Source organism: Arsenicicoccus sp. UBA2120 (genome assembly GCF_002330965.1).
Classification (GTDB): Bacteria; Actinomycetota; Actinomycetes; order Actinomycetales; family Dermatophilaceae; genus Arsenicicoccus; species Arsenicicoccus bolidensis.
On the sequence record NZ_DCYC01000089.1, the window covers coordinates 1 to 12977 of the forward strand.

General features: G+C 73.8%; 15 protein-coding genes. 7 read left to right on the top strand and 8 right to left on the bottom strand.

What is annotated here, in order from left to right; all coding sequences use genetic code 11:
• Positions 1 to 57 precede the first annotated feature (57 nt).
• The 4 genes from nhaA to B2P18_RS15210 all read left to right on the top strand — a co-directional run bounded on the left by nhaA (position 58) and on the right by B2P18_RS15210 (position 4146).
• Positions 58 to 1428 carry a Na+/H+ antiporter NhaA gene (gene nhaA / locus B2P18_RS15195; RefSeq protein WP_084413055.1) on the top strand — a complete coding sequence of 457 codons (1371 nt, stop codon included), beginning with the start codon at positions 58 to 60 and terminating at the stop codon, positions 1426 to 1428.
• Positions 1425 to 2288 carry a YwiC-like family protein gene (locus B2P18_RS15200; protein ID WP_019285148.1) on the top strand — a complete coding sequence of 288 codons (864 nt, stop codon included), beginning with the start codon at positions 1425 to 1427 and terminating at the stop codon, positions 2286 to 2288. Before nhaA ends, B2P18_RS15200 begins: the two co-directional genes overlap by 4 nt.
• A 179-nt stretch (positions 2289 to 2467) precedes the next feature.
• Complete coding sequence (locus B2P18_RS15205) at positions 2468 to 3064, top strand: phage holin family protein (protein ID WP_019285149.1); 597 nt, start codon at positions 2468 to 2470, stop codon at positions 3062 to 3064.
• A 152-nt stretch (positions 3065 to 3216) separates the two neighbouring features.
• Complete coding sequence (locus tag B2P18_RS15210) at positions 3217 to 4146, top strand: alpha/beta fold hydrolase (RefSeq protein WP_240484014.1); 930 nt, start codon at positions 3217 to 3219, stop codon at positions 4144 to 4146.
• Between the two features lie 75 nt (positions 4147 to 4221).
• Here the strand turns inward: B2P18_RS15210 and B2P18_RS15215 are convergent, their stop codons facing one another.
• The 3 genes from B2P18_RS15215 to nth are packed head-to-tail and all read right to left on the bottom strand — an operon-like array spanning position 4222 to position 6890.
• Positions 4222 to 5427 carry a MarP family serine protease gene (locus tag B2P18_RS15215; protein WP_286961467.1) on the bottom strand — a complete coding sequence of 402 codons (1206 nt, stop codon included), beginning with the start codon at positions 5425 to 5427 and terminating at the stop codon, positions 4222 to 4224.
• A 6-nt stretch (positions 5428 to 5433) separates the two neighbouring features.
• Entirely contained in the window at positions 5434 to 6087 is a 654-nt protein-coding gene (locus B2P18_RS15220; RefSeq protein WP_286960056.1) for an NUDIX hydrolase, read from the bottom strand.
• Positions 6084 to 6890 (bottom strand): endonuclease III, encoded by an 807-nt coding sequence (gene nth / locus B2P18_RS15225; protein WP_019285155.1) that lies wholly within the window; start codon positions 6888 to 6890, stop codon positions 6084 to 6086. The genes B2P18_RS15220 and nth overlap by 4 nt, the downstream gene beginning before the upstream one ends.
• 63 nt (positions 6891 to 6953) lie before the next feature.
• Between nth and B2P18_RS15230 the strand changes: the two genes are divergently transcribed.
• A complete protein-coding gene (locus B2P18_RS15230; protein WP_029211765.1) occupies positions 6954 to 7631 on the top strand; it encodes a Crp/Fnr family transcriptional regulator in 678 nt (225 codons plus the stop codon).
• A gap of 116 nt (positions 7632 to 7747) precedes the next feature.
• On the opposite strand, the gene B2P18_RS15235 is transcribed toward B2P18_RS15230, so the two are convergent.
• The 4 genes from B2P18_RS15235 to B2P18_RS15250 are packed head-to-tail and all read right to left on the bottom strand — an operon-like array spanning position 7748 to position 10149.
• Complete coding sequence (locus tag B2P18_RS15235; RefSeq protein ID WP_376783690.1) at positions 7748 to 8593, bottom strand: MBL fold metallo-hydrolase; 846 nt, start codon at positions 8591 to 8593, stop codon at positions 7748 to 7750.
• Positions 8590 to 9495 carry an NUDIX hydrolase gene (locus tag B2P18_RS15240; RefSeq protein WP_019285158.1) on the bottom strand — a complete coding sequence of 302 codons (906 nt, stop codon included), beginning with the start codon at positions 9493 to 9495 and terminating at the stop codon, positions 8590 to 8592. Before B2P18_RS15240 ends, B2P18_RS15235 begins: the two co-directional genes overlap by 4 nt.
• Positions 9496 to 9502: 7 nt before the next feature.
• The gene (locus tag B2P18_RS15245) at positions 9503 to 9979 is read right to left on the bottom strand and encodes a RidA family protein (RefSeq protein WP_286960055.1); all 477 of its coding nucleotides are present in this window, start codon (positions 9977 to 9979) and stop codon (positions 9503 to 9505) included.
• Between the two features lie 14 nt (positions 9980 to 9993).
• Positions 9994 to 10149 carry a DUF4177 domain-containing protein gene (locus B2P18_RS15250; protein WP_019285160.1) on the bottom strand — a complete coding sequence of 52 codons (156 nt, stop codon included), beginning with the start codon at positions 10147 to 10149 and terminating at the stop codon, positions 9994 to 9996.
• Between the two features lie 51 nt (positions 10150 to 10200).
• Between B2P18_RS15250 and B2P18_RS15255 the strand changes: the two genes are divergently transcribed.
• Entirely contained in the window at positions 10201 to 11241 is a 1041-nt protein-coding gene (locus B2P18_RS15255; protein WP_286960053.1) for an ArsA-related P-loop ATPase, read from the top strand.
• Entirely contained in the window at positions 11238 to 12413 is a 1176-nt protein-coding gene (locus B2P18_RS15260) for an ArsA family ATPase (protein ID WP_286961470.1), read from the top strand. Before B2P18_RS15255 ends, B2P18_RS15260 begins: the two co-directional genes overlap by 4 nt.
• Before the next feature lie 40 nt (positions 12414 to 12453).
• Here the strand turns inward: B2P18_RS15260 and B2P18_RS15265 are convergent, their stop codons facing one another.
• Positions 12454 to 12783, bottom strand: coding sequence for a WhiB family transcriptional regulator (locus B2P18_RS15265; protein ID WP_034252972.1), 330 nt, complete (start codon positions 12781 to 12783; stop codon positions 12454 to 12456).
• Positions 12784 to 12977 lie beyond the last annotated feature (194 nt).

Here is a 12977-nt window from a genome sequence, read left to right on the forward strand (position 1 = left end):
CGGCGTCGTCCCTCGCGACCCCTCGACCGGGTCCCCACCTCGTCCGCGAAAGGCATCATGCCAGCGAACTCCCCGCGCCCCTCCGCCACCGGCAGCTCCCGACTCTTCGCCCGCGGCAGCTGGCGCGAGACCCAGCGCATCACCGCGGCGCTGCGCACCGAGACCGTCGGAGGCGCCCTCCTCCTCGTCGCGGCCCTGGCCGCCCTGGTCTGGGCCAACACGCCCTGGCGGGAGTCGTATGCCGCTCTCCGCGACCTGCACGTCGGCCCATCGGCGCTGCACCTCGATCTCTCGGTCGGGCACTGGGCGGCCGACGGCCTGCTCGCGATCTTCTTCTTCGTCGCCGGCATCGAGCTCAAGCACGAGTTCACGCGCGGCGACCTGTCCGACATCCGCAAGGCGACCGTCCCCGTGGCGGCGGCCTGCGCCGGCGTGATCCTGCCCGCCCTGCTCTTCCTGGGTGTCGGGATGCTGCGCGGCGGGGGCGGTGACGTCCTGCGCGGCTGGGCCATCCCCACTGCCACCGACATCGCGTTCGCCCTCGCGGTGCTCGCCGTCATCGGCACCCACCTGCCGTCCGCGCTGCGGTCCTTCCTGCTGACGCTGGCCGTCGTCGACGACCTCATCGCGATCACGATCATCGCCGTCGCCTACACCGAGTCGCTGCAGGCCCTGGCGCTGCTCGCCGCCCTCGTCCCCCTCGCGGCGTTCGCCCTGGCGACGCGGCGCGGCTGGACCTCCCCGTGGCTGCTGATCCCGTTGGCGCTGCTCACCTGGGGCCTGGTCCACGCGTCCGGGATCCACGCGACCGTCGCCGGCGTCCTGCTCGGCCTGGTCACCCCGGTCGACGTCGGCCACCGACTCGAGCACGTCGTGCGCCCCGTGTCGGCGGGCGTGGCGGTGCCGCTGTTCGCGTTCTTCGCGGCCGGCGTCACGGTCGTGGGTGGCGGCTTCGGCGAGGCCGTCAGCGACCCGGCCGCGCAGGGCGTCGTCGCCGGCCTGGTCGTCGGCAAGTTCGTCGGGATCCTCGGTGCGACCTGGCTCCTGGCCCGCTTCACCAAGGCCGAGCTCGACAACGACCTCGCCTGGGCCGACATCGCCGGCCTGTCCCTGCTGGCGGGCATCGGGTTCACGGTGTCGCTGCTGGTCGGCGAGCTGGCCTACGGCGCCGGCTCCGCGCGGGACGACCACGTCAAGCTGGCCGTCCTGCTCGGCTCGCTGATCGCCGCCGTGCTCGCGTCGGTCGTCCTGCGCAGCCGCAACCGGCACTACGCGCAGATCGCGGCGCGCGAGGCCGAGGACCTCGACCTCGACGGCGTCCCGGACGTCTACGAGGCCCACGGCAGCATCACCCCCGACGGCCTCAAGGACGGCCGTCACCGCGGGCGCCAGGACGGGCGTCGCGAGGATGGCACGCTGTCCTCATGACCCGAGGCAGGAAGCGCGCCCCCGGCTGGGTCCCCCAGCAGCACGGTGCCTGGGCCATGCTCGTGGTCCCCGCGGTGACCGGCGCGGTGCTGCTGGTGCGCGACCACGGCTGGCGGTGGGTGGCCCTGCCGGTCCTCGTGATCACGGTCGTCGGCTACTTCCTGCTCAACGCGGTCACGTTGTGGCTCAAGGCTCGTCGCAAGCCCCGATACTGGCCCCCGGTCCGGGCGTATGCCGTCGCCGGAGGCGTCCTCGGGGTCGCCGTCATGGCGCTCGGACCCGGGCTCACGGGCTGGCTCGTCGTGGCCGCCCCGCTCCTGGCGGTGGCCCTGGTCCTCGCGTCGCGCCGTCGGGACCGGGCCACCCTCAGCGGGCTGGTCACCGTCACCGCGGCCTGCCTCGTGACGCCCGTCCTGTGGAGCGCCGGCCTCTCGGCCCGGCTCCCCCTGGGCGCGGTGAGCGCCGTCGCCGACGTCGCCGCGCGCCGACCCGACCAGGTCAGGGTCGTGGCGTTCGTGACGCTGCTGCAGCTGGCCTACTTCTTCGGCACGGTCGTCTATGTCAAGACGATGATCCGCGAGCGCGGGGACCGGCGCTGGTTCGCGGCGTCCGTGGCCTATCACGCAGCGATGACGGCGGTGCTGCTCACGGCGGCGCTGGGCGGCATACCGGCGCTGGCCACCGGTGTCTCGGGGGCCGCTCTCGTCCTGGCCACCGTGGTGCTGGCCCTCGCGACCGCACGCGCCTGGGCGATGCCGACCCTCGGCCCGCTGCGCGGGCGCCAGATCACGCCGCTGCAGGTCGGGCTCGTGGAGATCGGCTTCAGCGTGGCTGTGCTCGTCGCCTGCCTGCTGGCCTGACCCGACCGCGTCGTCCACAAGTCGTCCACCAGATCGTCCGAGGTGCGAGCCGTGCCCGCGTCGCGGAACCTCCCCCGGCGGCCACCGCGATGTAGGTATGGTTTCGGGTGAATGTGTGAATGACATGATCGAACCCTGCCCCGGGATCTCGATCCCACAGTCCACGAGGAGTCGCCCCCATGTCCACGTCCTACACCGAGCAGGAGCACGACGCTCGCCGCGCCGACCGCGACCGCGAGGCGCGCAACTACGGCAGCGACACCACTGCTCGCACCATCGGCCAGCTGGTCGCCGACGCGACGCAGGACGTGTCGAGCATCATGCGCAACGAGATCCAGCTCGCCAAGGCCGAGGTCAAGACCGACGTCGCCAAGGCCGGCAAGGGCATCGGCATGTTCGCCGGCGCGGGCGTCTTCGCCTTCCTTGCCCTGATCCTGCTGCTCATCGCCGCGGCCTACGGCCTGATCGCCCTCGGCCTGGCCCCGTGGCTGTCCTTCCTGATCGTCGCGATCGTGCTGCTGGTCGTGGCCGGCATCCTCGCGATGGTCGGCAAGAAGGCCCTGAGCACCGTCAACGTCAAGCCCGAGCGCACCATCCGCAACGCGCAGGAGACGGTCGAGGCCCTCAAGCCCAACACCTCCCGCCCGGCGGTCACCGAGCAGCGCACCGCGGCCTACGGCTCGGCCCGCGAGACCACGTCCCGCGAGGCCACGTCGACCTACGCGACGACCGACGCGACGGACTCCCGCAGCGAGGCCGGCGCCACGCGCGCCTGAGCCCCACCACCTGTCCGACCAGCGGCCCCCTCCCCACCAGGGAGGGGGCCGCTGTCGTCCCCACCCTCCGTCATGACCCTGCGTCATGACCCCACCCCGCCGACCCGCGAGCCGTTGGTGCGCCCCGCCCGTCCTTTGCCAGGATGGGGCCGATGAACGACGGCACCATGCGTGACGCCGCCAGCACCCTGGTCCCGGGGCCCTGGCGGCACCGGTTCGTGTCCGCGAACGGCGCGAGGTTCCACGTCGCCGAGGCCGGGGACGGCCCGCTCGTGCTGCTGCTGCACGACTTCCCGCAGTTCTGGTGGGCCTGGCGGCACCAGCTGGTCTCGCTGGCCGAGGCCGGCTATCGCGTGGCCGCGATGGACCTGCGGGGCTTCGGCTCGTCGGACAAGCCGCCCGTCGGCTACGACACCTTCACGTCCGCCGCCGACGTCGCGAGCGTGGTGCGCTCCCTCGGCGAGCGCTCGGCCGTGGTCGTCGGCCAGGGGCTCGGCGCCTGGATCGCCTGGTCGATGCCGTCCCTGCAGCCCCCGGCGACCCGAGCGGTGGTCGCGCTCGGCGCCCCGCACCCGCTCGCCCTGCGCACGGCGTCGTTGACCCTGCCCACGCAGATCCAGGCGGGCCGCACGTTCGCCGGGCTGCAGCGGCCGTTCGTGCCGGAGCGCCGCCTCGGCGACCCGGCCTCGGGCTACGTCGCGCGCATCCTCACCGAGTGGTCGGCCCCCGGCGCGACCTGGCTGGACGTCGATATCACCACCCGGTATGCCGAGCAGATGGCCCTGCCGTTCGTGGCGCACTCCGCGGCGGAGTACTACCGCTGGATGGCTCGCTCCCAGCTGTGGATCTCCGGGCGGCAGTGGGCCGCGGCGCTGCGTCGCCCCATGCGGGTGCCCGCCCTGCACCTGCACGGCGCCGAGGACCGCGCCGTGCTGCCGATCACGATGGGCGGTTCGGCGCGCTACGCCGCGGCCGGGCTGGACGCCCACCTCTTGCCGGGCACAGGTCACTTCGTCGCCGAGGAGGCCCCCGAGCGCGTGGACGCCCTGCTCCTCCCCTGGCTCGCCGCCCTGCCGCGCTGACCCGCCCGCACCCCCGGGCCCCGGCGCCCCACACGACCCGAACTGAGCTCCCAGCTCACACGATGTCGTGCGCGGTCACGCGGCGGAGCAGGATCCCGTGGCGGCGGGCGAGGTGTCGGAGACACCCTCCGCAAGGATGGGCCGGGTGGCCGCGCTGGTCAGGGCGTAACCCGTGCTCGGGTCGTCGACCGACTGGGCGAAGATCGTGCCCGCCACGCGTCCGTCGGTGGTGAGCAGCGGGCCGCCCGAGTTGCCGGGACGGACGGTGGCATAGAGGGAGTAGACCTGGCGCACGGCCCCCGTGCTGCCGTAGATGTCGGCGCCGCGGGCCGACATGACCGAGCGGACGCGGGCGGCGCCGAGGCGATAGGGCCCGCCGCCGGGGAAGCCCGCGACCACCGCGTCCGCGTCGGAGCGCAGCGTGTCGGCGACCTGCAGCGGTCGCGCCCGCAGGTCGGGGACGTGCAGCACCGCCACGTCCAGGCGGGGGTCGAACGAGACGACGGTGGCGGCATACGACCGTCCCTGCCCACCGACCTGCACCCGGACCCGCTCGGTGCCGGCGACCACGTGGGCGTTGGTGACGACCCGCTGCGGCGACATCACCCAGCCGCTGCCGTCCTGCTCGCGACGGCACACGGGCGCGTCGCCGACGACCTTGACGATCGAGTCGCGCGCGGCGACCACACCGGCCGTCTGGGCGACGCGCGGGTCCGGCGGGGCGGCGGGCGCGATCGGCTCCGCCCCCACCCCCTCGAAGACGCGGGGGAACTCGCTGGCCTCGACCTGCGACCGGAAGTCCGCGAACGCCCGTCCGACCTGGGCGGGCATCACCGCGTCGACGGCCCCGAGGACGCGCGACCCGGCGACGGTGCGGGCCACGCTCCCCGGCGCGGCCGTGCGCAGGGTGTCCCCGACGAACCAGTAGATCGTGGCCAGGACCAGCACCGACGCGACGGCCCCGGTGACGGCGTCCAGCAGCTGGGTGGGGCGCAGGCGGTTGCGCGACCGCAGGTGCGCGCCGAGGCGTCCGAGCAGGGCCTCCCCGATCACCGCGAGCAGCAGGACCCCGAGCGCGAGGACCGCGGCCCGCAGCAGGAGGGAGTCACGCAGCGCCTGGGCGTTCTCGAGCAGCGGCGGCAGGGCGCGCAGGCCGAGGACGGCCCCGGCGACCAGGCCCGCCGTCGCGAAGGCGGACATGACCAGACCGCGACGCCAGCCCGCGGCGGCGTGCAGGCCGAGGGCGACGAGCAGGATCACGTCGAGGACGACTGGGCTCATGCCTGCTCAGCGCCACATGCGCTCGGGAAGTTCCTCGTGACGCGAGTCGTCCCACGGCTCGGCGAGGCCCGCGAGGTCCAGCAGCTTGGCGATGATCCCCGCCGTGAAGCCCCACACGAGCAGCCCGTCGACCTCGAACGCCGGCCCGCGGTAGCCGTTGGGATGCGTCACGGTGAACCGGTTGGCGGGGTCGACGAGCTCGGAGACGGGTGCCCGCAGGACCGAGGCGACCTCGCGCGGGTCGCCGGCCGTCAGCGGGTGGGGGTCGCGCCACCACCCGACGACGGGGGTGATCCCGAAGTCGCGGTGGGGCATGTAGAGCTCGGGCAGGGTCGCGAGCACGTCGATGGAGGACCGGTCCAGGCCCACCTCCTCGTGGGCCTCCCGCAGCGCCGCGTCGATGACGTCGCGGTCCTCCGGGTCGAGCGATCCGCCGGGGAAGGCGACCTGCCCCGCGTGCGTCCGCATCCCGTGCGCGCGCTCGGTGAGCAGGATGTCGTGGTCGCCCGGATCCTCGTCACGGGGGCCGACGAGGACGAGCACGCCGGCGCGCCGTCCCGCTCCGTGATCGGGCGGCAGGAAGCTTGAGTAGTAGTGGGCCGGGGTGGTCTCCACCTGGCCCACGAGCTCGTCCAGCCAGGTGGGCCGGGCCACCGTCATACGCCCTCCTGCGCCCAGCGGGCGGCCAGGCCCGAGGGGGCCTCTCCCAGCCGCTCCGGCCAGGGTGCGCCGGGGGCGAGCTCGAACTTGGCGAGCGTGCGCGCCTTGGTCGCGTCGGTCTCTCCCTCGCCGTATGACGGACAGAGGTCCGCCACGGGGCACACCCCGCACGCCGGCTTGCGGGCATGACAGATGCGGCGGCCGTGGTAGATGAGGACGTGCGAGAGCATCGTCCACTCCTTGCGGGGGAACAGCGCGCCGACCTCGTGCTCGACCTTGACCGGGTCCTCCTCGGCGGTCCACCCGAGGCGTCGCGCCAGGCGCCCGAAGTGCGTGTCGACCGTGATGCCCGGGACGTCGAACGCGTTGCCGAGCACGACGTTGGCGGTCTTGCGGCCCACGCCGGGCAGCGTCACGAGGTCCTTGAGGCGGCCCGGGACCTGCCCGTCATACCGCTCGACGAGAGCGGTCCCGAGCTTGATCAGGGCGTCGGTCTTGGCTCGGTAGAAGCCGGTCGGCCGGACCAGCTCCTCCAGCTCGGTGCGGTCCGCCGCTGCGTAGGCCGCCGCGTCCGGGTAGCGCGCGAATACCGCCGGGGTGACCTTGTTGACCCCCACGTCGGTCGTCTGCGCCGACAGCACGGTCGCGACCAACAGCTCCAGCGGCGTGGTGAAGTCCAGCTCGGCGATGGCGTAGGGGTAGGTGTCGTGCAGGACGCGATAGGTCCGTCGGGCGCGGCGCTTGAGCGCGAGCGGCGACTCGCCGGTGGGCGTCGGACGCGAGGCGGGATCGAGGGTGGACACCCGATCAGGCTACTCGTGCGGTCCGTCACACCCCTGCACGTCCGTGGTGGCACAATGACCGACGTGGACAACGACGTGGTGAGAAGGTCTCCGCTCTTCGCGGCGCTCGACGACGAGGCAGCCAGCACGCTGCGGGCCTCGATGAGCCCCGTGAGCCTCGAGCGGGGAGAGGTGCTGTTCCACGAGGGAGCCCAGGGCGACGCCCTGTACATCATCGTCGACGGCAAGGTGAAGCTCGGACGCACGAGCGGCGACGGCCGCGAGAACCTCTTCGCCGTGCTCGGGCCGGCGGAGATGTTCGGCGAGCTGTCGCTCTTCGACCCCGGCCCCCGCACGCTGACCGCCACCGCGGTGGCCGAGACGTCCCTGGTCGGCCTCGGCCACGACAGCCTGCGCACCTGGCTGGGCGCCCGCCCCGACGTCTCGCTCACCCTGCTGGCCGCGCTCGCCCGTCGCCTGCGCCGCACCAACGAGTCCCTCGCCGACATGGTCTTCACCGACGTGCCCGGCCGCGTGGCCAAGGCCCTCGTCGACCTGTCCCGCCGCTTCGGTCGCCCCTGCGAGGACGGTGTCCTCGTCGCTCACGACCTCACCCAGGAGGAGCTGGCCCAGCTCGTCGGCGCCTCGCGCGAGACGGTCAACAAGTCGCTGGCCGACTTCGCCGGCCGCGGCTGGATCCGTCTCGAGGCCCGCTCGGTCGTGCTGCTGGACATCGAGCGCCTCTACCGCCGCGCCCGCTGAGGATTTCTCCGGCCGTATGCCGGAGGCCCGCCCCTGACTCGGCCCCACGCGCCCTGAGAGGTCACTTCTCGCTGTCTCAGCGGGCCTTTTATCGTTCAACGTGCCCTCGCGGGTCGCTACCCGTCGGTGACGGCCGCGGCATCAGGGCTGGTGGGCAGGTAAGCGATCTGGGCGAGCACGCTGAGCCGGGCCGCGGGCCAGACCTCGCGCGGCACGTCGGCATACACCCGCTCGACCACCTCGTCGGCGGTGGTGTCTCCGGCGGCGAGGGCGGCGCGCACCTGGTCGAGCCGGTCGGCGCGGTGCTGCAGGTAGTAGGCGACGGCCTCGTCCGCCGCGTCGACCGTCGGCCCGTGCCCGGGCAGGATCCGGGTGACGGCGCCGCTGCCGGTCAGCGACCGGAGGCGCCGCAGCGAGGCGAGGTAGTCGGCGAGCACGCCGTCGGGGTGCGCCACGACCGTGGTGCCGCGACCCAGCACGGTGTCGCCGGTCAGCACGGTGTTGTCGGCCGGGAGCACGAAGGACACGGAGTCGGACGTGTGGCCCGGCGTCGCCAGGACGGCCACCTCGAGGTCACCGACGTGCAGCACCGAGCCCTCGCGCAGGTCGTGGTGACCGTCCCCGATCGCCTGCACCCGGGTGCCCGTGAGCTCGGCGAACCTGCCTGCACCCTCGGCGTGGTCGGCGTGGCCGTGGGTAAGCAGGGTGTGGGTGACGCGGGCGCCGCGCTCCTCGACGAGCGAGATCACGGCGCGCAGGTGCTGCTCGTCCAGCGGCCCTGGGTCCACGACCGCCACGGCACCGCTGCCCGGCTCCGCGAGCACCCACGTGTTGGTGCCGTCCAGGGTCATCGGGCTGGGGTTGGGGGCGAGGACACAGGTTGCCCGCGAGGTCACGGCACCGCCGAGCCAGGGCGTGGCGGTCGGTGGCGGCTGCACCAGGCGGGTGCCAGGGGCGGTCACGAGCGGGCTCCGGTGTCGGGCACCCGAGCGCGCATCCAGATCCGCCCCTCGTCGTCCTCGACCAGGTCGGGCGAGATCGACCAGACCAGGGGCTCCTCGGCGACGAACGAGGCCGAGGACGCGGCGCCCGCCAGCTGCTCGACAGCCACCAGGGTGGGCGGCAGCATGAGCACCGAGCCGTCACGCGCGCCGGCGAGCACGTCCGCCGGACGCCACCACCCCGCGGCGTCGGCCTCGGAGGTCGCGTCGTCGGGGACCTGCCCGACCGGCAGCAGCGCCGCGAAGAACGCCGTGTCGTAGCGCCGCGGCTCGAACTCCGGGGTCACCCAGTGAGCGCGATAGGACAGCAGGTCGGACCGCAGCACGAGCCCACGGCGCCGCAGCAGCTCGGTGAACGACAGCTCGCGGGCCTCGAGCGCGACCCGGTCGGCGTGCCACCCCGCGTCGCGCACGTCCTCGACGACGGTGGTCGCGTCGGGCCCCGCCAGCAGCACCCCGCACTCCTCGAACACCTCGCGCACCGCGGCCACGACGAGCTGCTGGGCGACGTCGTCGGGGCAGTCCATCCGAGCCGCCCAGGACGCGGGCGAGGGCCCGGCCCAGTGCTCGGCGACCAGGGCGGGGTCGGCGTCGCGCGGGTCCACCCCGCCGCCGGGAAAGACCATCATGCGGGGGGCGAACGCCATCGAGGCGACACGGCGCAGCATGAACACCTCGACGCCGCACGATGACTCGTCGTCGGCGGCCCCGCTCACGGACGCGTCGCGGACCAGCTGCACCGTGGCGGCATACCGCGGGACCTGGTGCCGACGCACCTCGGCGTCGCCGTCGAGCCACGCGCGGGCGCGCGTCCCGAGCCCGCCCGCGGGGAAGTCGCGCACGACCCCGCCCTGGTCGCCCATCACGTCCTCAGTCGTCGGCGAGCGCGACGGTGATCTCGACCTCGACCGGCGCGTCGAGCGGCAGGACGGCCACCCCGACCGCGGACCGCGCGTGCACCCCGCGGTCGCCGAAGGCATGCCCGAGCAGCTCGCTCGCGCCGTTGACGACGCCGGGCTGGCCGGTGAAGGACGGGTCGCTCGCGACGAACCCGACCACCTTGACGACCTGCGCGACCTGGTCGAGGTCACCCACGACCGACTTCACGGCGGCGATGGCGTTGAGGGCGCACACCTGCGCGAGCTCCTTGGCGCGCTCGGGGCTCACGAGCCCGTCGCCCTCGCCGACCTTGCCGGTCTCGGCGAGCGAGCCCTGGACCATCGGCAGCTGCCCGGAGGTGTGGATGCGCCGGCCGTCGCGCAGCGCCGGGACGTAGGCCGCGACGGGGGCGGCGACGTCGGGGACGCTGAGCCCGAGCTCGGCGAGACGATCCTCGACTGCACTCATGGCGCGACTCCTCGTCAGCCCTGCTTGGGGCGCTTGAGGTAGGCGACGAGGTTGCCCTCGCCCGACTGCAGGACGGTGACGAGCTCCCACCCGTCCTGCCCCCACTGGTCGAGGATCTGCTTGGTGGCGTGGACGATCAACGGCACGGTGGCGTACTCCCAGGTGGTCATGCCCGCACTCTAGCGACCACGGCCGAGGGTCACAGCACTAGCATCAGCCGTATGCCGACCGCGCCCACCCCCGACCTCTGGCCGGACGCCTGGCGCGAGGCCCGGCTGCACGTGGTCACCGGCAAGGGCGGCACCGGCAAGACGACGGTGGCGGCGGCGATGGCCACGGCGCTGGCCGAGTCCGGGCGCCGGGTGCTGCTGGCCGAGGTCGAGCAGCGTCAGGCGTTGGCCCCCGTGCTCGGGTGCAGCCCGCTCGACGACCACGAGCGCCTGGTGCACGTGACGCCGGCGGGCGGCGAGCTGCACGCGCTGGCGGTCGATGCGCGGGCCTCGCTGATGGAGTACCTCCGCGTCCACTACCACCTCGGCCCCGCCGGGACGGTGCTGGACCAGGTGGGTGCCGTCGACCTGGCGACCAGCATCGCGCCGGGCCTCGGGGACGTGCTGGTGATGGGCAAGCTCTACGAGGCCACCCGCCGCACCCCCCGCCACCAGCGGCGTCGCGGCACGCCCGAGAGCTATGACGTGGTCGTCGTGGACGCGCCGCCGACCGGTCGGGTGGTCCGCTTCCTCGAGGCCAACGCCGAGGTCGCCGACCTGGCGCGCGTGGGGCCGATCAAGGCGCAGGCCGACGCGGTCACGGCGGTCGTCCACTCGGACCAGACCGTGGTCCACCTCGTGACGGTCCTCGAGGAGATGCCCGTGACCGAGACCGTCGAGGCGATCACCGAGCTGCGGGCCGCGGGCCTGCGCACGGGTCTGCTCGTGGTCAACCAGGTCCGCGACGACGGGCTCGGCGAGGACGACCTCGACGCCTTCCACGCGGCGGTCGACGGCGACGTCGACCTGACGGCCATCGCCGAGGAGCTGCGCGCGGCGCAGGTCCCCGACCCCGACGAGACCGCCCGCCGGCTCCTCGAGCACGCCCGCGGTCACGCCGAGCGACTCCTGGCCGAGGGCGAGCAGCAGGAGATCCTCGACGCCCTGGAGCTCCCCACCGTCCTGCTGCCCACGCTCGAGGGCGGCGCCGGTCCGCGCACCCTCCCCCGGCTCGCGGCCGCGCTCACCTCGCAGGTCGGAGCGCTCGTATGACGACCCCGCCCCGCCCCGGCGCCCGGCATACGGCCTCGGACCTCGCCGCCCTGGTCCGGGACCCGGCCACCCGCGTGGTGCTCTGCTGCGGCTCGGGCGGGGTGGGCAAGACCACGACGTCCGCGGCCCTCGCCCTGCACGCCGCCGAGGCCGGACGCCGCGTGGTCGTGCTCACCATCGACCCGGCGCGCCGGCTCGCCCAGTCGCTCGGGCTGTCCGAGCTCGACGACCGCCCGCGGACCGTGGTCGGCATCGACGAGACGCGGGGCGGGCGCCTGGACGCGATGATGCTCGACATGAAGCGAACCTTCGACGAGGTCGTCGTGGCGCACGCGACCCCGGAGGCCGCCGAGCAGATCCTCGCCAACCCCTTCTACCAGTCGGTGTCGAGCTCGTTCGCGGGCACGCAGGAGTACATGGCGATGGAGAAGCTCGGCCAGCTCCGCACGCAGGCCGAGCGGGACGGCACGTGGGACCTGATCGTCGTCGACACGCCCCCGAGCCGGTCCGCGCTGGACTTCCTGGACGCGCCCGAGCGGCTCGGGTCCTTCCTCGACGGCCGGCTGATCCGGCTGCTCACGGCCCCCGCACGACTCGGGGGACGGGTCGGTGTGCGGGCGCTCGGTGGCGGCATGGCGCTGGTGTCGGGCGTGCTGTCCAAGTTGCTGGGGACGCAGCTGCTCGGGGACGTGCAGACCTTCGTGACGGCGCTGGACACGATGTTCGGCGGCTTCCGCGAGCGCGCCGAGCAGACCTATGCCCGGCTCTCGGAGCCGGGCACGGCGTTCGTGGTGGTGGCGACGCCCGAGGTGACGGCGCTGCGCGAGGCGGACTACTTCCTGCGGCGCCTGCGGTCCGAGGGGATGCCGGCCGCCGCGCTGGTCCTCAACCGGCTCGTGCGCCCAGCGACGGGGACGCTGGACGCACGAGGTGCGGACGCGGCCGCGGAGCGACTGACGGGAGGGAGTCAGGAGGCTGGGGCGGCCCGGGCGGCCCGGGCACTGCTGCGGGTGGGGGCTGCGTCGGACCGGGTGGCGGAGCGCCACGCGCAGGTGCTGGCGGAGCTGCGGTCGAGCCGCCCCGGCCTGCTGGTCAGCGTGGCGGCCGCGGAGGCGACGGACGTGCACGACCTCGCCGCGCTGCGGCGGGTGGGGGCGTCCCTCGCGGGCTGACGCACCCTCGTCGAGCCGGTCGGCGTGCGTGAGGTGCGGGTCAGGCGACCTTGTTGGGGTTGCTGCGGTTGAGCATCGCCTCGAGCACGGGACGCCACGACTGGACGTCCGGGCGGCGCTTGAGCAGGGCACGGCGCTCGCGCTCGGTCATGCCGCCCCACACACCGAACTCCGTGCGGTTGTCGAGGGCGTCGGCCAGGCAATCGGCGATGACCGGGCACCCGACGCAGATCTGCTTGGCCTGCTGCTGGGCGGCTCCCTGGACGAACAACGCGTCGGGGTCCTGCGCCACGCAGTTGCCGAGCGGTGCCCACTCCTGGATCCACTGCTGGCCGGCGCGCTCACCAGAGCGCGCAGTCAGAACAGTCATGTCGAAAGCCTCCCAGTCTTCACCCGTAAGGGTAGGTGTTCTTCGGTTCGCGACACATGGCTCGTCCGGGGGGTTACGGTCGATCACAAGGACTAGTCACACGTGCTGCGGTTGGTGTCTTCTGTGCTGTAAACGCGCCCCCCGGCGGTGAGTTACGGGTGGAGCGAAAAAAAGGCTCTTCTGACGCTTCCGTG